At 63.0% G+C, this 19,783-nt stretch carries 25 protein-coding genes and 1 pseudogene; 8 read left to right on the top strand and 18 right to left on the bottom strand.

Features of this window, described 5'->3' with window-relative positions:
* Positions 1-39 precede the first annotated feature (39 nt).
* Positions 40-825: an IclR family transcriptional regulator C-terminal domain-containing protein gene (locus BRA471DRAFT_RS17550; RefSeq protein ID WP_007609502.1), complete on the top strand. Its 786-nt coding sequence runs from the start codon at positions 40-42 to the stop codon at positions 823-825.
* 176 nt (positions 826-1,001) lie between these two features.
* On the opposite strand, the pseudogene BRA471DRAFT_RS17545 reads toward BRA471DRAFT_RS17550, so the two are convergent.
* Both BRA471DRAFT_RS17545 and BRA471DRAFT_RS17540 read right to left on the bottom strand, forming a co-directional pair.
* Positions 1,002-1,193 (bottom strand): annotated as a pseudogene (locus tag BRA471DRAFT_RS17545) (GrlR family regulatory protein); the annotation flags it as partial.
* A gap of 160 nt (positions 1,194-1,353) precedes the next feature.
* Positions 1,354-2,127, bottom strand: coding sequence for a hypothetical protein (locus tag BRA471DRAFT_RS17540; protein WP_007609501.1), 774 nt, complete (start codon positions 2,125-2,127; stop codon positions 1,354-1,356).
* A 284-nt stretch (positions 2,128-2,411) separates the two neighbouring features.
* On the opposite strand from BRA471DRAFT_RS17540, the gene BRA471DRAFT_RS17535 reads away from it, so the two are divergent.
* A complete protein-coding gene (locus BRA471DRAFT_RS17535; protein ID WP_007609500.1) occupies positions 2,412-3,344 on the top strand; it encodes a hypothetical protein in 933 nt (310 codons plus the stop codon).
* A gap of 23 nt (positions 3,345-3,367) precedes the next feature.
* Here the strand turns inward: BRA471DRAFT_RS17535 and BRA471DRAFT_RS17530 are convergent, their stop codons facing one another.
* The 3 genes from BRA471DRAFT_RS17530 to BRA471DRAFT_RS17525 all read right to left on the bottom strand — a co-directional run bounded on the left by BRA471DRAFT_RS17530 (position 3,368) and on the right by BRA471DRAFT_RS17525 (position 5,029).
* Entirely contained in the window at positions 3,368-4,072 is a 705-nt protein-coding gene (locus BRA471DRAFT_RS17530; protein WP_007609499.1) for a GrlR family regulatory protein, read from the bottom strand.
* 282 nt (positions 4,073-4,354) lie between these two features.
* A complete protein-coding gene (locus tag BRA471DRAFT_RS37495; RefSeq protein ID WP_007609497.1) occupies positions 4,355-4,504 on the bottom strand; it encodes a hypothetical protein in 150 nt (49 codons plus the stop codon).
* Positions 4,505-4,561: 57 nt separating this feature from the next.
* Positions 4,562-5,029 carry a hypothetical protein gene (locus tag BRA471DRAFT_RS17525; RefSeq protein WP_007609482.1) on the bottom strand — a complete coding sequence of 156 codons (468 nt, stop codon included), beginning with the start codon at positions 5,027-5,029 and terminating at the stop codon, positions 4,562-4,564.
* 44 nt (positions 5,030-5,073) lie between these two features.
* Between BRA471DRAFT_RS17525 and BRA471DRAFT_RS39990 the strand changes: the two genes are divergently transcribed.
* Complete coding sequence (locus BRA471DRAFT_RS39990; protein ID WP_007609481.1) at positions 5,074-5,202, top strand: hypothetical protein; 129 nt, start codon at positions 5,074-5,076, stop codon at positions 5,200-5,202.
* Positions 5,203-5,284: 82 nt separating this feature from the next.
* On the opposite strand, the gene BRA471DRAFT_RS17520 is transcribed toward BRA471DRAFT_RS39990, so the two are convergent.
* From BRA471DRAFT_RS17520 to BRA471DRAFT_RS17505, 4 genes are all read right to left on the bottom strand, one after another.
* Positions 5,285-6,106 (bottom strand): tetratricopeptide repeat protein, encoded by an 822-nt coding sequence (locus tag BRA471DRAFT_RS17520; protein WP_007609480.1) that lies wholly within the window; start codon positions 6,104-6,106, stop codon positions 5,285-5,287.
* 32 nt (positions 6,107-6,138) lie between these two features.
* Entirely contained in the window at positions 6,139-6,822 is a 684-nt protein-coding gene (locus tag BRA471DRAFT_RS17515; protein ID WP_007609479.1) for a substrate-binding domain-containing protein, read from the bottom strand.
* An 18-nt stretch (positions 6,823-6,840) separates the two neighbouring features.
* Positions 6,841-7,542, bottom strand: coding sequence for a GrlR family regulatory protein (locus BRA471DRAFT_RS17510; protein WP_007609478.1), 702 nt, complete (start codon positions 7,540-7,542; stop codon positions 6,841-6,843).
* A 195-nt stretch (positions 7,543-7,737) separates the two neighbouring features.
* Entirely contained in the window at positions 7,738-8,772 is a 1,035-nt protein-coding gene (locus BRA471DRAFT_RS17505) for a glutamine synthetase beta-grasp domain-containing protein (protein ID WP_007609477.1), read from the bottom strand.
* Between the two features lie 431 nt (positions 8,773-9,203).
* Here BRA471DRAFT_RS17505 and BRA471DRAFT_RS40370 point away from each other — a divergent pair, with 431 nt between their 5' ends.
* A complete protein-coding gene (locus BRA471DRAFT_RS40370) occupies positions 9,204-9,533 on the top strand; it encodes a DUF2735 domain-containing protein (protein ID WP_371258285.1) in 330 nt (109 codons plus the stop codon).
* Between the two features lie 114 nt (positions 9,534-9,647).
* Here BRA471DRAFT_RS40370 and BRA471DRAFT_RS17495 read toward each other — a convergent pair whose 3' ends face one another.
* Entirely contained in the window at positions 9,648-9,959 is a 312-nt protein-coding gene (locus BRA471DRAFT_RS17495; protein ID WP_007609472.1) for an MliC family protein, read from the bottom strand.
* A gap of 71 nt (positions 9,960-10,030) precedes the next feature.
* Here BRA471DRAFT_RS17495 and BRA471DRAFT_RS17490 point away from each other — a divergent pair, with 71 nt between their 5' ends.
* Positions 10,031-10,819: a tyrosine-protein phosphatase gene (locus BRA471DRAFT_RS17490; RefSeq protein ID WP_007609471.1), complete on the top strand. Its 789-nt coding sequence runs from the start codon at positions 10,031-10,033 to the stop codon at positions 10,817-10,819.
* Here BRA471DRAFT_RS17490 and BRA471DRAFT_RS17485 read toward each other — a convergent pair.
* The gene (locus BRA471DRAFT_RS17485) at positions 10,809-11,552 is read right to left on the bottom strand and encodes an SGNH/GDSL hydrolase family protein (RefSeq protein WP_007609470.1); all 744 of its coding nucleotides are present in this window, start codon (positions 11,550-11,552) and stop codon (positions 10,809-10,811) included. The two genes, BRA471DRAFT_RS17490 and BRA471DRAFT_RS17485, sit on opposite strands and share 11 nt — an antisense overlap.
* 117 nt (positions 11,553-11,669) lie before the next feature.
* Between BRA471DRAFT_RS17485 and BRA471DRAFT_RS17480 the strand changes: the two genes are divergently transcribed.
* Entirely contained in the window at positions 11,670-12,350 is a 681-nt protein-coding gene (locus BRA471DRAFT_RS17480) for an SDR family oxidoreductase (RefSeq protein WP_007609464.1), read from the top strand.
* Here BRA471DRAFT_RS17480 and BRA471DRAFT_RS17475 read toward each other — a convergent pair whose 3' ends face one another.
* Positions 12,351-12,698: a GrlR family regulatory protein gene (locus tag BRA471DRAFT_RS17475; RefSeq protein WP_007609463.1), complete on the bottom strand. Its 348-nt coding sequence runs from the start codon at positions 12,696-12,698 to the stop codon at positions 12,351-12,353.
* 136 nt (positions 12,699-12,834) lie between these two features.
* On the opposite strand from BRA471DRAFT_RS17475, the gene BRA471DRAFT_RS17470 reads away from it, so the two are divergent.
* Both BRA471DRAFT_RS17470 and BRA471DRAFT_RS17465 read left to right on the top strand, forming a co-directional pair.
* Positions 12,835-13,521: a DUF2161 domain-containing phosphodiesterase gene (locus tag BRA471DRAFT_RS17470; protein WP_007609462.1), complete on the top strand. Its 687-nt coding sequence runs from the start codon at positions 12,835-12,837 to the stop codon at positions 13,519-13,521.
* Positions 13,522-13,616: 95 nt separating this feature from the next.
* Positions 13,617-13,922 (top strand): hypothetical protein, encoded by a 306-nt coding sequence (locus BRA471DRAFT_RS17465; protein WP_007591844.1) that lies wholly within the window; start codon positions 13,617-13,619, stop codon positions 13,920-13,922.
* A gap of 79 nt (positions 13,923-14,001) precedes the next feature.
* Here the strand turns inward: BRA471DRAFT_RS17465 and BRA471DRAFT_RS17460 are convergent, their stop codons facing one another.
* The 6 genes from BRA471DRAFT_RS17460 to BRA471DRAFT_RS17435 all read right to left on the bottom strand — a co-directional run bounded on the left by BRA471DRAFT_RS17460 (position 14,002) and on the right by BRA471DRAFT_RS17435 (position 19,777).
* Positions 14,002-14,631 (bottom strand): GNAT family N-acetyltransferase, encoded by a 630-nt coding sequence (locus tag BRA471DRAFT_RS17460; protein WP_007609461.1) that lies wholly within the window; start codon positions 14,629-14,631, stop codon positions 14,002-14,004.
* Between the two features lie 150 nt (positions 14,632-14,781).
* Positions 14,782-15,183, bottom strand: coding sequence for a PaaI family thioesterase (locus BRA471DRAFT_RS17455; RefSeq protein ID WP_007609457.1), 402 nt, complete (start codon positions 15,181-15,183; stop codon positions 14,782-14,784).
* 171 nt (positions 15,184-15,354) lie between these two features.
* Positions 15,355-16,557, bottom strand: coding sequence for a kynureninase (gene kynU / locus BRA471DRAFT_RS17450; RefSeq protein WP_007609455.1), 1,203 nt, complete (start codon positions 16,555-16,557; stop codon positions 15,355-15,357).
* An 8-nt stretch (positions 16,558-16,565) separates the two neighbouring features.
* Positions 16,566-17,405, bottom strand: a complete 840-nt coding sequence (kynA, locus tag BRA471DRAFT_RS17445) for a tryptophan 2,3-dioxygenase (protein WP_007609454.1) — start codon at positions 17,403-17,405, stop codon at positions 16,566-16,568.
* 32 nt (positions 17,406-17,437) lie between these two features.
* Complete coding sequence (locus BRA471DRAFT_RS17440; protein ID WP_007609453.1) at positions 17,438-18,247, bottom strand: alpha/beta hydrolase; 810 nt, start codon at positions 18,245-18,247, stop codon at positions 17,438-17,440.
* 252 nt (positions 18,248-18,499) lie between these two features.
* A complete protein-coding gene (locus tag BRA471DRAFT_RS17435; RefSeq protein ID WP_007609452.1) occupies positions 18,500-19,777 on the bottom strand; it encodes an ArgE/DapE family deacylase in 1,278 nt (425 codons plus the stop codon).
* Positions 19,778-19,783 lie beyond the last annotated feature (6 nt).

Here is a 19,783-nt window from a genome sequence, read left to right as displayed (position 1 = left end):
CTATGAAATGTTCGCAGTGCGAACACGTCTGGAGGGATCATGCACCGCAGCGTAAGGGCACTTTCCCGTGGCTTGGCGCTGATCAACGAGCTCAATGCAAGCGGCCCATCCAACGTCGTACAACTCGCAAAGCGGACAGGACTCAACCGTACCACCTGCTATCGTCTGCTCGATACGCTGCGCGAAGATGGCTACGTGACCTTTGACGAGACGAATGCCTTGTTCGGCTTGACGTCCCAAGTACGCACCTTGAGCGAAGGCGTGTCTTCACGGGATCTATCGAGCCAGGCGGCACTGCCCGCGATGTTCGGCCTACTGGATGGCGTCTCCTGGCCAAGCGACTTCGGAGTGTTCGAACTCGGGTCGGTACTTATTCGGGAAAGCACACATCCCTTCAGTCCGTTCTCCGTTCATCGGTCCATGGTCGGACGGAGGAGATCCTTGGTGCGCAGCGCGCTTGGGAAAGCCATCTTGGCTGCCTCCGCGCCTGCTCTGCGACGAGAAATGCTGGACCTCACCGCATCACTCGTCGAGGAGGACGCGGCTTTGGCGAAGGACCGTCGCTTCATCGAGGACATTCTCTCACAGACGAAAAAGGACGGTTACGCCTCGTCCGTCGGTGGATCGGAGGCGGGCATCAGCGCGATCGCGCTGGCCATTCCGGGGGGCGGCCCCGTCCTCGGCAGCCTGAATCTGATTTTCTTCTCGTCGTCGATGACGCCGGAGGTGGCCGCCAAAAAGTATCTGCCCAACATGCGGGCGGCGGTGAAGGAAATCGAGCGGCGGTGGTCCGCGGCAAACAAGGCGCGCGGAAGAGTCTCTTGACGCGGCCCCCGACGTGTTGCGCGCGAATGAAAAGGTGAGCCCTTGTCCCAAACGCCACTTCGAGGAGTGGCGAAGGATCTGCGGCCCGCGAGCGTCAAAACCACAGGAACCAATGTTCATGGCCGTGTTTCGCGCGTGAAAAGCAGATACTTGCAAGCTTATGTGTACCCGCACCTTCACGCCCGCCGCATCAGCTTGAGCGAGGCCGCCAGCCGCAGGCTGCGCTTGCCGGCAAGCGCGATGCCTTCGAGTTCGCCGCTGTCTTCCGTGCAGGTGCCGGAGAAGCCGATCCCGACCTCGTAGCCGCCGAACGAGGGGTTCTCGCCTTTCGGCGACGTTTGCACCGGGTTCAGCATCTCAACTTTCCACGGCAATCCGCCGAGGAGTATATTGCGGTGACAGTGCACTTTGGTTCAGTCAGCACTTCGAGCGCACGAGTGTGGCTGGGATCATTGAGTGCACTGTCACCGCAAAGCAGGAACTTTCCGTCACGGATGCGCCACTCTTCCTAGCCGCACTCGCCCGAGCCTATGCCAGCCTGCCAACAGCCCCGCTTGCGGGGAAGTCCTTTTGGTAGGCCACGAACGTATCGGACGGGAACAACCAGGACGTATCGTCGTAGTTGACCCACGCCCCGCTACTGTAACGACCGCGCCCGTTCCACGCGACTTGAGCCTTGCGATTGGCGTAGTTCCGGTCCCCCTTCGGAAGCACGTTGCCGTTGGAAACGAACTTGCCGCCGGTGTCGTACGAGCCCTGGATCGCCACGATCTCGTGCACCAGCTGCCACAGCACCCACACCCGAACCATTCCGTCCGCTGGCGGACTGATCTGGACCGTTTCTGTGTACGAGCTTTCGTCGCTAGTCGTCACGGATTTCGAGAACGTCGCTGACACCTCGGCGCTCAGTGCGCCGTACGAGATGCCCAGCGATGCGGTAATCGACTGTGAGACTGTCGAGGATACCCCCTGAGTCTTCGTGACACTGATCGTCAGGGTGTTGCCCACTGGAATCCGATGGTACGACTTCCCAACGGGGCGCCAGAACTGCCGCAAGACCAGCTGGTAGACCGGCGGCCCCTTGCCGTCCCAGTAGTTCTCGATGATCGCCGTGGTGTTTGATAGATTCTCGTTCGGCTCGTCGCAGACATAGGCGCTCTTGCTCGAATTGTCGGAATTGGCCCACATGACCAAGGGCCGGTCCACGCTTTGAAGCTGGACATAGGCTGACCTGTCCGGCGGCTGACTGTTCGCGTTCGCGAGTTCGGGGACGAGCGGGAAATCTGTGTTCGTATCAGGCATTTTGAAGGACTCCGTAATGGCACGCCTCATGAAAGACAATTTTAAGTAGTATTTTGTATTATCGGAAACAACACACGCACTCATTGAAGATCGCTGCCGGCCTATCGCTGCATACTGCGACGCCGCACGGGCTCGGCCGCGCCTCAGCTAAACTTCCTTGGGGCGGCCGGTGCCCGAGCAATCGCCAGAAACCTAGCGGCTTCTACTCAGGATTGAATGGAAAACATTGCGCCTATCGCTTCGCCCCTTTTATATTTTCCTCACGTCAGGATCAGGGGGCGGCTTTGGAGCAGGACGAACTTGAGCGCTTGGTTGGCGGCCGGTTGCGATTGACGCTTGATGAGATCGTGCAGCATTCTCGCCTGCCTGAGGCGCGGCACGCTTATCTGGCAAGCTTCGTGAAGGTGTACGAGGGCGAACCATTTCTGGTTCGGCTTCTCCTGGAGGCGGGGCGGTTCTTTGTCTTCCACTGTGCGGCAGTCCTCGAAGCCGCCCATGACCCTTCCCGACGCGAGACCTGGTTCACCGTCAGCGCCCTCAAACAGCAACTTGCCTTGTTCGGATACGCGAGCGACCGGCAGGTGGATCATTTGATCGCGCGGTTGCGGGAGGTCGGGTTTCTCGAATTGCGCAGAGCCCCCGACGACGGCCGGGTCCGATTGCTGGCAACCACGGACAGGCTGCGCGCGCATCACATCGAATGGCTGGTGGCTCACTATGTGCCCCTTGCCACGCTGTATCCCGGTCACGATTACGGCCCGATATTTTCGCGCGATCGGGACTTTTACGTCCTCAACTGCAGCAAATCTCCGCCCTTCAATCCTGCAGCGGCTCGCCTCATGATGACGCTGCCGGACACGATGCTGTTCTTCAGCCATGCCGCCGGGCCGCTCATCCAGAATGCGGTGCTCAAGGCTGCAATGGATGCCGGCGACCCGAGCGCGGTCGTGCCCTATATCGAGGCCACCAGCCGTTTCGGCGTCTCCCGAACCCATGTCCGCAACTTGATGATCTCCGCTGAATCAGCCGGGCTCGTCAGGATCATCGGACGCGGGGGACGCAACATCGAGATTCTTCCGCGTTTCTGGGCAAGCTATGACCGTGGCCTCGCAGTGGGGATGTACCTCACCGATGCGGTCAATCTGGTCACGACGCGTGAGTGGCTCGAGAGATCCAGCCAAATCATGCGACCCTCTGCATTGGAGAACCAGGACTAGCACGCGACGAGATGATCGGTAGCCTACGCCCTTCGCATCAGCTTGAGCGATGCTGCCAGCCGCAAGCTACGCTTGCCAGCGAGCGCAATGCCTTCGAGCTCGCCGCTGTCTTCTGTGCAGGTGCCGGAGAAGCCGATCCCGACCTCGTAGCCGCCGAACACGGGGTTTTCGCCTTTCGCTGGCGTGTGCTCCTGGTTGAGCATCTCGCCCTTCCAGCGGCCGTCAGCTGAGGAATAGGAGCCGAGGTAGTAGAAGAAAGCATCGCCGCCGAGGATGCGGCCGTCCATCAGCAGCATGACGCCGGAGAGTCCGGCATCGACGCCGTCGAGCGCGCGCAGATGAATTGCATAGAGCCCGTTCACGACCCCGCCCGGTCCGATCGTCCCCTGCGGCGGCAGCCCATCGTCATCGAGCCGCGTGAGATTGGCCCAGAAACCGGCGCCCGGCATCGTGTCCGCGCTGCCCGCGAGGCGGATCTGGTTGCCGACGAGCCGCCCGCGCGCGCCGATCGAGGCGACGTCAGCCCCCATCAGCGGCTTGTAGTTGGGATCGTCGTTGTGCCGTTCGGTGATGACTTCGGCGATGATCTCGCCGTCGCGCTCGACATAGCTTCCGAGATGCGCGAAGGCCGAATTGCCGCCCAGCAGCTTGCCGTCATGCATGCACATGATGCTGCGGCCGAAGGCATCGTTGACGCCGTATTCAACCTTGTAGAGCCCGTCCAGCAACGCAATTGACCCAGAATATCAGAAGGAAAGCACGTGCTACCTAGCACCGCCATCGCATCAAGGCCATCGGGCTTTTTCGCGCAGGGCCATTCGCGAAGCCAAACCTGCCATGATGCCATCATGCGCCTGTTTTGCCCGACGGCGCAAGCGATTTCGGCAATTCCGGAGAGATGAAGATTTGGACGCCATTTGCAGTGCTGTGATTTCAAACACTTGGCTACTGTGCATGGGGTTGTTTTTGAGCTTTTTGTTTTGGCCGGGTCGCGAACGGCTTCTCACGCGCTAGTGACGCTTGAAATACTGCACCTCGCGCTCATGTTTCTCGGCCGCCGCTCGGCTCTTGAACGTGCCGAGGTTGCGGCGCTTGCCGGTCTTGGGATTCACCTTGCGCGAATAGAGCCGATATTCGCCGGATGCGAGTTTGCGGATCATGGTGGCGCCTCCTGTCAGGTTTCGCACTTAAACCCGTTCCCCGCGAGGTCCGTTCCTTCAAGGCCTTGTGGTTGGCGCGAACTGCTGATTGGCGAAGGGCTTCTCATCCGAGGGAACCTTGATGACGACGAAGCTGCGCTTCAGCGACCGGTGGCAGGCGTTGCAGCCTTCGGTCAGCTCGCCCAGCCCTTTTGCGAATTTGCGGCTGTCCTTCGCATCGATGGCGTCGGACATCGATTGCAGCGACGGCTCCAGCGTCGTGACATTGCCGACGGGAATGCCGGAGTAGAATACGGCCGCTTCGACCAGGTTCGCCTTGAGCTGGCGCAGCTCGTAGGCGGCAAGCTCCCAGTTCTGCGCCTTGCCGGCCATCCAGAGCTTGTGGTGGCGGGTCTGCGCGGCGCTCATGATGTCACCGAGACGGGGCACGTACTGGTCCGCCGATGGCGATTTGAGATCCTGCGCGGCCACGGCGCTTGCCGCTCCCAAGCCGGCCAGCGCCAGCATCCAACCTCGAACCCTCATCGCAAATCTCCATGTCGTTGGAGACGGAGTGTAGGCCGGTACGGATGCCGGGGGCCTTGCGCTCGATCAAGGCTCACGTCCGCTGTGGAATGCCTGCGGTCGCGCAGTATGCGCCTTCCCTGGAGACGACCTATCGCGACGCCCGCAACAATTTCGCCTACTACTACAAGTGAGCTACGGCAGCTCCGGAAAAGTGCGTAGCGGTGTTCGAAACAATTATGCTCACAAATAACTCCAAAGCGCGTTCGTCGCGCTTTAGAAGCACAGCGTGGTGACGAGCTTGCCTTGCTTGTCCTTGATCGCATAGGGACAGCGCAGCCGCTCCAGCGCCTGCTTGGCATCCGCATCGCCGAGCGCTGCGGCGCGCTCGTAATAGGATTTCGCGGCGTCCTTGTCCTTTGGCCCGCCGCGGCCCTCCTGCGCGAAGGCGCCCATCCGCTCCAGCGCGCCGGGATGGTTTTGCGCCGCCGCCTTCTCGAACAGCGCGCGCGCCGCGGCGTCGTCCTTCGCCCCGCCCGTGCCTTCGGAGAGCATCACGCCGAGCTGGTACTGCGCCTCCGCATTGGTCTCGGCGGCCTTGCCGAGCAATGCGCGCGCCTGCGCGGGATCGGCCGGCGCGGCACCCCCGGTGCCGCCGAGCGCGGCGAGATTGCTGATGCCGCGGGGATTGCCGGCCTGCGCCGCCTTCTCGAACAATTTGCGCGCCTGCGCTTCATCCCTGGCGACGCCGGAGCCGGTGCCGTAGGCCACACCGAGCTCGACCATTGCCGCACTCGATCCCTTGTCGGCGGCCTTGCGCCAGGCAGCCATCGCTTCCGCCGTCTGCCGATTGGCCGCATAGGCGCGGCCGAGCGCGAACATCGCGCGCCGCGACGACGGCGCGGCCTGCTTGCAGAACTTGATGGCGGTCGCAACGTCGGAGGCCGCAATCTCCGTCACGCCCCTCATGTCGGCCGGCTTGTCGGGATCGCTGGGATCGGCCGCAACCCGATCGCACAGAACGAGATCGGCCGATTGCGCATGCGCCGACAACGGCACCGCAAGCGTGAGAAGGATGGCAACGAGGAAAGTCCGCATGGACGCCAAGTTGCGTCGTCGCTCCGGAAAATTCAAGGCTCGAGTCCCGATTGACGCAGCACGGGGACGACCTCGGGTGATGCCAGATAGCGCAGCAGCTGGTCCGCAGCGTCGGCGTGCTCCGCGTTTGCCATCCGGCCGGCGGCGAACACGGACGGCGTTTGCAGATCGTGCGGAATCGGGCCGACCACCTCGATGCCTTCGACCTGCTTCAGTTCGCTGATCTGCTGCACGGCGAGGTCAGCCTCGCCGCTCACGAGCCGCTCTGCGGTAAAGCCCTGCTCGACGATGGTGGCTTTGGCGTTGATCTCTGCCGCGATCCCCATCTGCGCGATCAACCGGGCGAAATAGACCCCGCTCGCGCCCAGCCGCGAATAGGCCACGGACCGCACCGCCAGCAGCGTGTTGCGCAGCGCGGATGCGGTGGCGATGTCGGGATGTGCTTGCCCTGACCGCACCGCGATGCCGACGAAGGAGCGCGCCAGATCGGCTGCGTTCCCTGCGACGACGCGACCCTCGCCGATCATCTCGTCGAGCCCTTCGCGGGTGAGGATCACGAGATCGGCGGGCTCGCCGTCGCGCAACCGTTTGAGCAGCGCCAGCGTCGGCGCGAAATCGGCGTCGATGTGGACGCCGCTCGCGGTCTCGTACGCGGAGGACAGGCTGCGCATCGCGCCCATCAGGCCGAGCGTCGAAAGCATGCGAATTGTTTGCATCAGCGATTCCCGTGGCGATCAGGCGCGGTGCATCAGCTTGAGGGCGGCGGTCAGGCGAAGGCTACGCTTGCCGGCGAGCGCCGTTGCCTCCAGCACCGCCTCCTCGGCGTCATAAGTGCCGGAGAAGCCGATGCCGACCTCGTGGCCGCCGAAGATCGGATCGTCCTTGGCCGGCGTGTGCTCCTGGTTGAGGATCTGGCCCTTCCAGCGCCCGTTGGCGGCGGTGTAGCTGCCGAGATAGTAGAACGATGCATCGCCGCCGAGGATGCGGCCCTTGTTGAGCAGCATCACGCCGGTGAGACCGCCGTCGACGCCATCGAGCATGCTCAGATGCACCGAGTAGAGCCCGTCGGCGATGCCGGCCTCGCCGACACCGCCGGCGATCGGCATCTCGTCCTCGGTGATCGGCGTCATCAACGACTGAAAGGGTACGCCGGGCAGCTCCTTGAGCTCGCCCTTGAAGCGATAGAGATCGCCGTCGGCCCAGCCCTTGGCCAGCAGGGTCGCATCGTCCGTGCCCGCCATGGCGCGATAGTTCGGATCGGGGTTGTGGCGGACCGTGTTGATCACGATATCGACGCCGCTTTCGGTCTTCGCGTAGGTGCCGATATGGGCGAAGGCCGAGTTGCCACCGAGCATCTTGCCGTTACCGGCATGCATCACGCTTCGGCCGACCCCGTCGCCGAGCTGAAATCTCACCTTGTAGAAGCCTTCAAACACCAGCCGTCCCCGGCCCTGCGCGCATCCGGACGCACTCTATCCCGCTTTCGGCGGCGATGGACAAGTTTCGCGCGATCGGGGTCCGTGGGATCACAGCAACGACTGTCATCAGAATACAAAAATCCGCCGAAGCCTTTCGGCTTCGGCGGATCGAAGTCCAACCCGGGCCAGCCCCCAGCCCGGGCCGGGAGGATCTTAGGCGGCGGCCTTCTTGTCGGCCGGCACGGACTCGATCGTCTTCAGGATCTGCGATGCGATCTGGTATGGGTCGCCCTGCGAGTTCGGACGACGGTCTTCCAGATAGCCCTTGTAACCGTTGTTGACGAAGGAGTGCGGCACGCGGATCGAAGCACCGCGGTCGGCAATGCCGTAGCTGAACTTGTTCCAAGGCGCGGTCTCGTGCTTGCCGGTCAGACGCTTGTCGTTGTCCGGGCCGTAGACGGCGATGTGGTCCATCAGGTTCTTGTCGAAGGCCGCCATCAGCGCCTCGAAGTACTCCTTGCCGCCGACCGTACGCATGTACTCGGTCGAGAAATTGGCGTGCATGCCGGAGCCGTTCCAGTCGGTGTCGCCCAGCGGCTTGCAGTGGAACTCGATGTCGATGCCGTACTTCTCGGTCAGGCGCAGCATCAGGTAACGGGCCATCCACATTTCGTCAGCGGCCTTCTTGGAGCCTTTGCCGAAGATCTGGAATTCCCACTGGCCCTTCGCGACTTCCGCGTTGATGCCTTCATGGTTGATGCCGGCGGCCAGGCAGAGGTCGAGATGCTCTTCGACGATCTTGCGGGCGACGTCGCCGACGTTCGAGAAGCCGACGCCGGTGTAGTACGGACCCTGGGGCGCCGGATAGCCGGAGGCCGGGAAGCCGAGCGGACGGCCGTCCTTGTAGAAGAAGTATTCCTGCTCGAAGCCGAACCAGGCGCCGGCATCGTCGAGGATGGTGGCGCGCTTGTTAGTCGAGTGCGGGGTCTTGCCGTCGGGCATCATGACTTCGCACATCACGAGCACGCCGTTGGTGCGGGCGCCATCCGGGAACACCGCGACCGGCTTCAGCACGCAATCGGAGCTGTGGCCTTCAGCCTGCTGGGTGGAGGAGCCATCGAAGCCCCAGAGCGGAAGCTGCTCGAGCGTCGGGAACGACGCGAATTCCTTGATCTGAGTTTTGCCGCGCAAGTTCGGAGTCGGCGTATATCCGTCGAGCCAGATGTACTCGAGCTTATACTTGGTCATTGAGCCTCTCTGTAGATGATGCGAAAGGTGGGGGCCGCAGGCCCCCGCACGATTGTTTACCCGGCCAACATCGGCCGACCCTTTCCAAGCATTTAACGTGCCAAAAGGCCGCAGAGCGGGAGGTTTTCCACAGAGCGGGAGGTTTTCCACCGCGGCCGGCCTCCTGTCCCGCCCGGCGGATCGTCGACCGCGCCGTGCGTCATAGCGGCGCACCTTTGCGTGAAGCTGCACCGCAAAAATCCTGCGGAAAACGCCCGATTCTGGAGCAGGCAGGCCCGGGCCTGAGGTTGCCGACTAAACGCGCATCAACGTCCGGCAATATTCGCCAAGTCTGTGCCCCGTCGCCCGCAACCTTCGCAATGGCCCACGCGTTAGCCACCCGACCGCTGCCTTGGAGGAAGCAGAATGCACCGTGCCTACAAAATAGGCCAATGCTGATTTCCTTTTCAGCACTTTGCATTTCGGAATGCACCGCCGATATGGGGATTCCAGTAACCACAAGCCAACGAGTCGGGCGCACCATGGAGGCCAGCGCTGCGATCTCGGGAGATACCGCAATGATGAACAATGGACTGAGTCACGGATCTGCACAGATCTACCAATTCCCTGTCGGGGGCCGCTCCGCTCTCGGGGGGCGCCGCAACGGTGAGACCCGCCTTCCCGCCAACCACGCCTCGCTCCCCGCGAACGAGACGATTTGCAGCGGCAGCTGGTACCATCAGGAAGCCGTCGATGAAGCCAAGCCGAAATGGGATCGCTGATGCCTGCGTTCGGTTCGATACCGCCGCGCCCTCTCAGGCGTCCGGCGTCAGTTTGAAAAAGGGTCGAAACAACGAAGTTTCGGCCCTTTTTGATTTTTGTGGAAATGCCGCCGTTCAGATCCCCGCGCAGGCCGTGACCGGCCGCTTCAGATGCTTGACCGTGGTGCTGCCGGTCTTGCCGATCACAAGCGTGATGCCCGCCCCCGAATAGCGAGCGCCGGAGACCGTCAGCCGCTTCGCAAGCGTGACAGGCTCCCCGTCGATCTGGAGGAAGGCGCGCTTGTCGGCGTCATAAAACCCAACGATGAACTGCGTACCATCGGCGCAGTGGTAGGTCCGGAACGTCTGCGCATCGGCCTGCCGCGCTCCGATCATTCCGCCCGCCAGCATGGCGGCCGTCAAAAGAATGGCCTTGTGCCGGCCCATGATCGCCCCCTGTAATAGATTTCAAGGACGCCCGTTGTGCGTCCAATGGAACCATAACCCAAACTGATCTCATGCAAGACAAGTCCCTGCAAGACTCCTCCGGACAAGACTCCTCGGTACAGGGCTCCCCTGCCCGCCATCTCGCCCTGCAAGGCGCCAGCAATTTTCGCGACCTCGGCGGCTATCCGACCGCAGATGGCCGGACCACGCGCTGGCGGCACATCTTCCGCTCCAACCATCTCGGCCAGCTCACGGCTGCCGATGTCGAGATCGTCCGCGCGCTGGGTGTGCGCAGCGCCTTCGATTTTCGCGGCGTCGAGGAGCGCGCGGCGGGCGTCTGCGTGGTCAACGAGATCGCCGTGCATTCGCTGCCGATCGAGCCGACGGTCGTGGCCGCGCTGCGCGCCGAGCTCGCCGGGGGCAGGCTGACCGCGCCGGTCGCGCTCGAACTCATGCGCGACTCCTATCGCAACTATGTCCGCCACAACACGGCCAGTTTCCGCAATCTGTTCGGGCATCTCCTGGAGGACCGCGCGCCGCTCGTCATTCACTGCACCGCCGGCAAGGACCGCACCGGCTTTGCCAGCGCGCTGATCCTTCATGCGCTCGGCGTGCCGGATGACGTCATTGCCGAGGACTATCTGCTGACCAACCAGCACTACAAGCGCGACGCGACGGCGGCCACCGATCTGCCCGAGGACGTACGCAATGCCATCGGTAGCGTAGAGGCGTCGTACCTTGCCGCAGCTTTCGAAGCTGTCGGCGCCGAATATGGCGATCTCGAAACCTATTTGCGGGACGGGCTCGAGCTCGGCGCGGCCGAGCGGACGGCGCTCAAGGAACGCTATCTCACGTCGTAATCAGGCACGGGCATCTCTGTGTTGCACCCGTCGCCGTTAGGATCGCCGAACGCAGAGCCCGCGCGACTTGCATGGTGCTCCAGTCGCTCTGGTGCAGTTTCAACTCGTCGTCCGGCGCGAGCAGTTGCTCGAGCGAGGCGTTGTTGTGCTCGTTCCAGTGCCGCATCAGGGCCCAGCGCTGGAACAAATTGACTTTGGCCTCTTGCGCGGCGGCCCGGATCGCCGAGACCATCTTCTCCGAGAGCTTGGCATTGTCGCCGAGCATGGCCGTGACGAATTGCGGGTTGATGAGAATGACATCTGTGGCCGGATGATCGCGCAGGCGGGCCAATCCCTCGGCGATCTTAGCCAACACCTCATCGAAGTCGAATTCGTTGCTGCGAAACACGGCGTTGGTTCCGACCTGCCAGAGCACCAGCGAAGGATTGTCGGCAAAGATGTCATCGTTGAACCGAGCCACTTCTTGCGGCGCCTCTTCGCCGCCCTTGCCGCGGTTGAGCACATCTATCCGGATGTCCCGATGGGGATCGTCATCCTTGTAGTGCTTTCTCAAATACAGCTCGAGCCGCGCTGGATACGCAACCACGTTGCCAAGTCCGGCCGTCGAGGACGACCCCATCGCCACGATGCGCACGGGCCCCCTTCCGCCCAATGCTTTCCTGAAGTTCGGCAGCGGATCCTGCAAGTCAACGATCGCAGCAGGAAACTCAAGGGTCGGCAAATTGTCGCCCATGAAACAGCCTCCTCCACTATCTGAAGTTGCATCTATAGCCCAATTTGGAACCGGCCGCCATTGCAAGTCCAATGCGGGCCGCGCAATAGTCCGGCCCATTGATGGACGGAGAGTCTCGTGCAGGGAAAAGTCATTGTGGTGACCGGCGCACTCGGCGCACTTGGAAAAGTCGTCGCCGAGGTCGCGCAGTCGCGCGGCGCGCGCATGGCCGGCATCGACCATGCGCCATCGCAAATCTCCGCGACGCCTGAGCGCATCGAGATCGGCGGCGTCGATTTGTCCGACGCAGCACAAGCAAAGACGGCGGTCGAGGCGGCGGCAAGACACTTTGGCAAGCTCGATGCGCTGATCAACATCGCCGGCGGCTTCGCCTTCGAGACCGTGGGCGACGGCGACATCAAGACATGGCAGCGCATGCATGCGCTCAACCTGCTGACGGCGCTCAACGCCTCGCACGCGGCGCTTCCGCATCTGGCCGCGTCCAAGGCCGGCCGCATCGTCAATATCGGCGCCATGGGCGCGCTTCAGGCCGGCTCCGGCATGGGCCCCTATGCGGCGTCGAAAGCCGGCGTCCATCGCCTCACCGAGGCGTTGGCAAGCGAGTGGAAAGGCAAGGTGACCGTGAACGCGGTGCTGCCCTCGATCATCGACACCAGGGCCAACCGCGCCGACATGCCAAAAGCCGACTTTGCCAAATGGGTGACACCGCAGGAGCTCGCCGAAGTCATCCTGTTCCTCGCCAGCGATGCCGCGAGCGGCGTCACCGGCGCGCTGATCCCGGTCGGCGGGCGAGTGTAATCAATCCGGCACCAGGAGCCGGAGATTGCCTTTGAAACGGATGCTCCGTTTGCCGGCGAGCGCGATGCCCTCGCCGTACGCGGTCTCGTCATTATAGGTACCGCTGAAGCCGATGGTCACGACCTTGCGGCCCCACACCGGGCGCTCGTCGAACGAAGGGGAATGTTCCTCGTTGGTCAGCTCGCCCTTCCACTTGCCGTCGGCCGAGGTGTAGCTGCCGTAGGCGAAGAAGAACGAATCCCCTCCCCGCATGCTGCCGTCGCGCATCACCATGACACCCTGGTTGCCGCCCTGGACGGCATCCAACATTTCGATGCGGATATGATAGAGCCCATTCCTGATGGTCATCTTCGTGAACCGCCCGATTATCCCACCCTCAGGATAGCCGGATCATCTGTTCCCGATCAAATGGCGCAGAGCTCTAAGTCCATTCCGGGGCTAAACTGCCGCAGACTGATTCTCGGACGCGACTCGAAAGCTTCCTTTGGAAACCACGCTCTACCTGCCTGTCAAACGCTTCCTCGAAGAGCTCGGCTTCACGGTCAAGGGCGAGATCGGCGGCTGCGATCTCGTGGGCCTCAGCGCCGGAGATCCGCCGGTAGTCGTGATCGGCGAGCTCAAGCTGACCTTCAATCTCGAGCTGATCCTTCAGGCGGTCGATCGTGCACCGGCCGGCGACGAGGTCTGGATTGCCGCAAAGATGTCAGTGCGCGGCAAGGGTCGTGAGACCGACGCGCGCTATCGCAATCTCTGTCGCCGCCTCGGCTTCGGCATGCTCGGGGTGACCGACCGCGGTCAGGTCGAAGTACTGGTGAAGCCGCCGACGGCAGCGCCACGCCGCGAGCCGAAGGTCCGTTCGCGCCTCGTCGCAGAGCATCAGCGCCGCCAGGGCGATCCGGTGCTGGGCGGCAGCACGCGCGCGCCGATCATGACGGCCTATCGGCAGCAGGCGCTGGCCTGCGCCTCGGAGCTTGCAGCAGGCCCGCGGAAGGTGAGCGAATTGCGCCAACGCTGTCCCGATGCCGGCAAGATCATGCTTAACAATGTGTATGGCTGGTTCGAACGCACCGAGCGGGGAATCTACGGGCTGACGGAAGCGGGCCACGCGGCGCTGAAACGCTGGCCACAACAGCGGATTGCGGACGTTGCCGGTGTCGCGTCACCACCCTGACACCCAACCGGTGCATAGCTGAGATGCCACATCTTTTTCATATTGCAATGCAACATAGACGGCACTAGGTATCCCGGCATCGAAACGAGGCCGTTATGAACGCAGACTGGAATACCAAATATGGCACGCGGCGCGTGCGCCACGATCCGCCGACCCTGGACGAGGCGATCTTCGCCGCCGTCGGCATCACCGATGATCAGGAGCAGCAGGCCGAGATCGCCGCAGCCCTGATGGGCATGCCGCTCGATGTCGTCCAGGCCGAGGTCAAGAAACAGGTTCGCACCAACAGCCGCATCACCTCGACCCGCGTGATCGCCGGCGAACAGGGCGCGCAGCGCTCGGTGGTGGTCGAACGCCGCGTCGTGCGCCGCTTCGGCAACGACAAGCGGACCGGCACCTGACAGCCTAGTTCCCTACATCCAATACAAAAGCGGACCGGTTCTGCCGGTCCGCTTTTTGATTCCAGACGACTTTTTCAGGTCAGGCGGCACGATTGCCATAGATGCTGGAGATGATCTTCCAGCAGGTCGAGTTGAAGCTGATCAGAGCGCGGCCGGCCGCGAATGGCGAGGCCGCGAGATCAGCGAGCTCGTCCTCAGGTGCCTTGGCGAGATCGATCGTACCGGTCGATTCGCCATGACGGAATTGCAGATGCGCCCCGAACTTCCTGGCGAGCGCCCGCATCGCGTGATTCTCGGCGCCGGTGGTAATGCGCAGGCGCTTGTAGCCTTTCCAGCGCGCTTCCGCGATCAGGCGGCTGAACAGCACGGTGCCGACGTTCTGGCGCCGCGCCGAGGCTTCCACGCTGAAGGCGACCTCGGGCAGCGAATCGCCCTCGGGCGGATGCAGCTCGGCCGCACCGCGGACCACGCCGTCGACGATATAGGCGACGATCACGGTGCCGTCCTCGGCACAGCGGGCGGCGTAACGCTCGATAAAACTGTCGTCGAGAAAACCGTTGAAGCGGTCGTGCCGGCTTTCGGCATCGAGCCTCAGCAGATGATCGCGCAAGAGCGGCAATTCTTCCTGCTGGCTCAAGGTGCGCACGTAGCCCTGAACGGACTTCGGGCGGCTGGTTACTTCAAGTCCAAAATCTGCTGCGAGTGACAAGTCAAAACTCCTCTTGGTATCCCTCGAGGAGGCGTTCGAATCCCTAGGCCTCCAATATTGTGCATCGCAACAAACTTTTCAAGACGGGAACCTGCCCAAGTTTCGGGCATTGGAGGCGACTAATTCGTTAATAAAATCAAGCCCCCGTATTCATACGAGGACCAGCTGGGTTTGCGTCACCACGGCGATCAGCTTGCCGTCCTCGGTCTCCAGCCGGGTGGTCCAGACCTGGGTGCGCCGGCCTCTGTGGATTGGGGTAGCGGTCGCGATCACCGTGGTTCCCTCCTTGGCCCCGCCGATGAAGTTGGTCTTGCTCTCGAGCGTGGTCGTGCCCTTGGCGTCCTCCGGCAGATTGATCACGGTGGCCGCCGCGCCGACGGAATCGGCCAGCGCCATCACCGCGCCTCCGTGAATCGTGTGATGAAGCGTGCAGAGATCGGGCCTGACCATCATCCGCGCCACCACGCGATCCTTCCCGGCTTCGACGAACTCGACGCCCTTGAGTTCGGCAAACGGCATCTTCATGGCTTTAAGTTTCTCGAGCGGCGTCATCGGATCTCCTCCCAAATCATTCTGCTCACAGGGTGAATTGCTCCGCGCGGCAAAGCAATGACGTCCGAGGTCGTCATTGCAAGCGCAGCGAAGCAATCCAGAATCTCTCCGCGGATACATTTCTGGATTGCTTCGCTGCGCTCGCAATGACGGGGAGACAGCCTTCGTATCTCACGTCACCGCATTCACCACCTGATACTCCGGCCGCCGCCAAATCTCGCCCGCGATCACCTCTTCGATGATCTCGGCCGCCCGCATCACCTCGGCCTCGCCGATATACAGCGGCGTGATGCCAAACCTCATGATGTCAGGCGCGCGGAAATCCCCGACGACGCCACGGGCGATGAGGGCCTGCATTGCGGCGTAGCCGCCGCCGAAGGCGAAGGAGACCTGAGAGCCGCGGCGCTCATGCGTGCGCGGGGTGACGAGCTTCAAGGACGGACAGCGGCGTTCGACCTCGGCAATCAGGAGATCGCCAAGCGCCAGCGAGCGGGCTCGGACCTCGGCGATATCGACGTGGTCCCAGATGTCCAGCGAGGCCTCCAGCGCCGCCATTGCCAACACCGGCGGTGTTCCGACGCGCATGCGCTCGACGCCCCCGGCGGCCGCATAGGCAAGCTCGAACGCGAACGGCTTTGCGTGCCCCATCCACCCCGACAAAGCGGCGCGCACGCTGTCGGCGTGGCGTGGCGCGACGTAGAGAAAGGCCGGCGCGCCGGGGCCGGCGTTGATGTATTTGTAGGTGCATCCGGCCGCGAAATCAGCGCCGGTGCCTGCAAGGTCAACCGGCAGCGCGCCGGCCGAATGCGCGAGGTCCCAGACCGTGACGATGCCGAGCGCATGCGCTCTTGCCGTCAGCTTCGCCATGTCGTGGCGTCGTCCGGTGCGGTAATCGACCTCGGTGATGTAGAGCACCGCGATCTCCTCCGACAACGAAGCCTCGATCTCCTCCGGCACCACCAGGCGCAATTGATGCCCACGGCCAAGGGTCGCGATCAGGCCTTCGGCCATGTAGAGATCGGTCGGAAAGTTGCCGGTGTCCGACAGGACGATCTTGCGCGATGCGTTCATGTCGAGCGCGGCGGCGAGCGCCTGATAGACCTTGAGCGACAGCGTATCTCCGACCATGACGGAGCCGGCTTCCGCACCGATCAGTCGCGCGATGCGATCGCCGACATGGCGCGGCTGGGCATACCAACCCGCCGTATTCCAGGCGCGGATCAATTCATCGCCCCACTCCGCGGTGATGACGCGGCTGACGCGCTCGGCAACGCCAAGCGGCAACGCGCCGAGCGAATTGCCGTCGAGATAGATCACGCCGTCCGGCATATGGAATAGCGCTTTGGTGTCGTCGTAGACGCGAAGCTTGGTCATGAAATTCTCTACAGGATCGTGCGCACGCGCCAGAGTTCAGGAAACAGCTCGACCTCCAGCATGCGCTTGAGGTAGCTGACGCCGCCGGTGCCGCCGGTGCCGCGCTTGAAGCCGATGACGCGCTCGACCGTCGTCACATGGTTGAAGCGCCAGCGCCGGAAATAATCCTCGAAATCGACCAGCTTCTCGGCGAGCTCATAGAGCATCCAGTGCGTTTCCGGCGCTTCGTAGACGATACGCCAAGCCTGCAGCACACCTTCACTGAAGCTATGAGTCTCGCGAACATCGCGCGCCAGCACGGCCGCAGGCATCTTGAGCCCGTTGCGGTCGGCGAGCCGCAACACCTCGTCATAGAGGCTCGGCGTTGCGAGCTCGGCTTCGAGCAGCTGCGTGGTTTCCAGATCGTGCGCGTGCGGTTTGAGCATGGCATGGTTGCGATTGCCGAGCAGGAATTCGATGAGCCGGTATTGCCGCGACTGGAAGCCCGAGGACTGGCCAAGCTGCGAGCGGAAGCGCGTATACTCGCTGGGCGTCATGGTGCGCAGCACGTCCCAGGCGCCGTTGAGCTGCTCGAAGATGCGCGACATCCGTGCCAACATCTTCATCGCAGGCTGCACCTCATCCTTTGCGATCGAACGGCGTGCGGCGCTGAGCTCGTGGATGGCGAGCCGCATCCACAGCTCGGTGGTCTGATGCTGGATGATGAACAGCATCTCGTCATGCGCTTCCGACAGCGGATGCTGCGCGCCGAGGATCGCGTCCAGCGCCAGATAGTTGCCATAGGACATCCGCCGGGCGAAATCGGTCTCGGCGCCTTCGCTTGCGGGATCGTATTGGCTGGACGTCATGGCAGGCCCTTTCGATCGATTTTGAGGCCTCGTCAGTCGAGGCCGATCAGGCGCGCGGTAATTGGCGACGAAGGGTCCTTGAGGGCGTCGATCACGGTAAAATGGTTCAGCCCGGGATCGACGACAAGACGCGTCGGCACGTCGAATCCAGTCCAGACATTGGCCATCAGATCGGACTGGCGGATGAATTCGGGCCGCTCGTTGCCCCCGACCCAGGCGGTCACCGGCGAAGCCCCGCGCGGCAGATGCAGCGCCGCGCTTTCCAGCGTCGCCTCCTCCATCGTCATGCGCAGGGTGTCGTTCATCCTGGTCTTGAGCAGTGGACGCAGATCATGCAGGCCGCTGATCGAAAGCGTGCCGGCGACGCGGTTGTAGACGGCGGGCTCCAGCCGGCTGTCGTCGCACAGCATGCGCGTGACGAGATGACCGCCCGCGGAATGGCCGGCGAGCCGGATCGGACCCGCGACGAGCGAGGCCGCCTTGGCGGTCGCTGTGGTGATTTCCGCCGTAATGTCGGAGATGCGCGCGGCCGGCGTCAGCGTGTAGCTTGGCAGTGCCACGGTCCAGCCATGATGACGCGCGCCTTCGGCGAGATCGGTCCATGCCGATTTGTCGAAGCGCATCCAATAGCCGCCGTGGACGAACACGACGAGGCCCTTGCTGTCGCCGTCGGGCAGGACGAGGTCGAGGCGCTGGCGCTCGCCGGTGCCATAGGCGATGTCAGCGCGAAACTCCTTCAGCACGGCGCGATAAGCCGCCGCCCGCTCCGCCCACAGCGCCGGTATCTTGTCCGAGCCCGGGATATGGGCCGAATTGGCGTAAGCGTCATCCCAATCGCGCATCCTGCTTCCTCGACGGACTCAAGGCCTTCTGGACCTGGCGCCAGTCTGCCACCAGCGCGGGCGGCATCCTAGTCTTTAGTTTAAGCTTAAAGGATTTTGGAACGCCGGTGGATTGGGCAGCCCCCGTCATTGCGAGCGCAGCGACTTGTCCGCCGAAGCTTCAGCGAAGGCGGAAGCAATCCAGTCTGCCTCCGCGGTGGCAGTCTGGATTGCTTCGTCGCAAGGGCTCCTCGCAATGACGGCGGAAGGCCCCTACCCCTTCTCCACCCCGCACCAATCCGCGATGAACAGCGCCATCGCCTTGGTCGTCTTCTTCAGCGATTGCAGATCGACATATTCATTGAAGCCGTGCATCTCGCCGCCACTCGCGCCGAAACACAGGCTCGGGATGCCGTGATTGAGGCCGTAAAAGCGGGTGTCGGTGAGCGCGGTGAAGACGAGATCTTCGACTGCGCCGCCATAGACGGTGTTGAAGGCCTTGCCGAACGCCGCCTCAGGCGCGGCGGCGTCGGTCAGCTCATAGCCTTCCGACAAAAAGCCCGACCATTCGACCTCCGGGGGATTATTGGCGAGGAAGCGGTGGTTGCGCGCGGCAGCCGCAACGCAGGCCATGATCTCCTTCTGGTGATCGGCGATCGACCAGCCCGGCAACACGGCAATCCGGCAATCGACGTCGCACCAGGCCGGCACGCTGGAGGCCCAGTCGCCGCCCTTGATGATGCCGGGGTTGAAGTTGATGGGATGGTTCAGCGTCTTGAAGTGACGATCGGCTTTCGCGCGCTCGTTCCACTCGATCTCGAGTTTTTGCAGCGCCTGGATCAAATGATAGGCCGCCATGATTGCGTTCGCGCCGGAGCCGGCGAAGGCGACATGGGTCGGATGGCCCTTCACGCGTAGGCGGAACCAGATCACGCCCACCTGCGAGCGCACCATCTTGCCGCCGGTCGGCTCGGGGATGAAGCAGGCATCGGCACGATAGCCGCGTTGAAGCGTCGAGAGTGCGCCGACGCCGGTGCTCTCCTCCTCGATCACCGACTGGAAGTGGATCCGCGCCGTCGGCTTGAGGCCCGCGGCCTTGATCGCATCGAGCGCGGAGAGCGCTGCGATGGTGCCCGACTTCATGTCGCAGGCACCGCGACCGAACATCTTGCCGTCCTTGATGACGGGCGAGAATGGTGGCGTGTCCCACAGTTCGAGCGGCCCTGCGGGCACCACGTCGCAATGGCCCTGCAGGATCAGCGATTTGCCCGCCTCAGTTTTGGGCCGGTACGTGCCGACCACAGTGCGCGCCTTCGAAAAATCGTGCTCGATGGGTCCGAAGCCGCGCAGATCCTTGAGGTCGTCGACATTGATGTGCCAGTCGTCGACCTCGTAGCCGCGCGCGCGCAGGAGGTCGCCGATCATGTCCTGGCATGGCCCCTCCGCACCGCGGGTCGAGGGGATCGCGACGAAATCGCGGGTGGTCGCGAGCTGGGTTTCGAAGCCGGCATCGACGGCGTCAAGAATCCTCTGCTGCGTTTCGGCATTCATCAGGCA

Source organism: Bradyrhizobium sp. WSM471, from assembly GCF_000244915.1.
Lineage (GTDB): Bacteria > Pseudomonadota > Alphaproteobacteria > Rhizobiales > Xanthobacteraceae > Bradyrhizobium.
Note: the sequence above shows the minus strand (reverse complement) of the source record. Positions and strands in the feature narration are given on the sequence as shown.

Excerpts from the sequence above, each read along its gene's own strand:
- BRA471DRAFT_RS17550 (WP_007609502.1), top strand. The coding sequence starts at position 40 with ATGCACCGCAGCGTAAGGGCACTTTCCCGTGGCTTGGCGCTGATCAAC.
- BRA471DRAFT_RS17540 (WP_007609501.1), bottom strand. The coding sequence starts at position 2,127 with ATGCCTGATACGAACACAGATTTCCCGCTCGTCCCCGAACTCGCGAAC.
- BRA471DRAFT_RS37495 (WP_007609497.1), bottom strand. The coding sequence starts at position 4,504 with ATGATCCGCAAACTCGCATCCGGCGAATATCGGCTCTATTCGCGCAAG.
- BRA471DRAFT_RS17525 (WP_007609482.1), bottom strand. The coding sequence starts at position 5,029 with ATGAGGGTTCGAGGTTGGATGCTGGCGCTGGCCGGCTTGGGAGCGGCA.
- BRA471DRAFT_RS39990 (WP_007609481.1), top strand. The coding sequence starts at position 5,074 with ATGCCGGGGGCCTTGCGCTCGATCAAGGCTCACGTCCGCTGTGGAATG.
- BRA471DRAFT_RS17520 (WP_007609480.1), bottom strand. The coding sequence starts at position 6,106 with ATGCGGACTTTCCTCGTTGCCATCCTTCTCACGCTTGCGGTGCCGTTG.
- BRA471DRAFT_RS17515 (WP_007609479.1), bottom strand. The coding sequence starts at position 6,822 with ATGCAAACAATTCGCATGCTTTCGACGCTCGGCCTGATGGGCGCGATG.
- BRA471DRAFT_RS17505 (WP_007609477.1), bottom strand. The coding sequence starts at position 8,772 with ATGACCAAGTATAAGCTCGAGTACATCTGGCTCGACGGATATACGCCG.
- BRA471DRAFT_RS40370 (WP_371258285.1), top strand. The coding sequence starts at position 9,204 with ATGCTGATTTCCTTTTCAGCACTTTGCATTTCGGAATGCACCGCCGAT.
- BRA471DRAFT_RS17495 (WP_007609472.1), bottom strand. The coding sequence starts at position 9,959 with ATGGGCCGGCACAAGGCCATTCTTTTGACGGCCGCCATGCTGGCGGGC.
- BRA471DRAFT_RS17490 (WP_007609471.1), top strand. The coding sequence starts at position 10,031 with ATGCAAGACAAGTCCCTGCAAGACTCCTCCGGACAAGACTCCTCGGTA.
- BRA471DRAFT_RS17485 (WP_007609470.1), bottom strand. The coding sequence starts at position 11,552 with ATGGGCGACAATTTGCCGACCCTTGAGTTTCCTGCTGCGATCGTTGAC.
- BRA471DRAFT_RS17475 (WP_007609463.1), bottom strand. The coding sequence starts at position 12,698 with ATGACCATCAGGAATGGGCTCTATCATATCCGCATCGAAATGTTGGAT.
- BRA471DRAFT_RS17465 (WP_007591844.1), top strand. The coding sequence starts at position 13,617 with ATGAACGCAGACTGGAATACCAAATATGGCACGCGGCGCGTGCGCCAC.
- BRA471DRAFT_RS17455 (WP_007609457.1), bottom strand. The coding sequence starts at position 15,183 with ATGACGCCGCTCGAGAAACTTAAAGCCATGAAGATGCCGTTTGCCGAA.
- kynU (WP_007609455.1), bottom strand. The coding sequence starts at position 16,557 with ATGACCAAGCTTCGCGTCTACGACGACACCAAAGCGCTATTCCATATG.
- kynA (WP_007609454.1), bottom strand. The coding sequence starts at position 17,405 with ATGACGTCCAGCCAATACGATCCCGCAAGCGAAGGCGCCGAGACCGAT.
- BRA471DRAFT_RS17440 (WP_007609453.1), bottom strand. The coding sequence starts at position 18,247 with ATGCGCGATTGGGATGACGCTTACGCCAATTCGGCCCATATCCCGGGC.
- BRA471DRAFT_RS17435 (WP_007609452.1), bottom strand. The coding sequence starts at position 19,777 with ATGAATGCCGAAACGCAGCAGAGGATTCTTGACGCCGTCGATGCCGGC.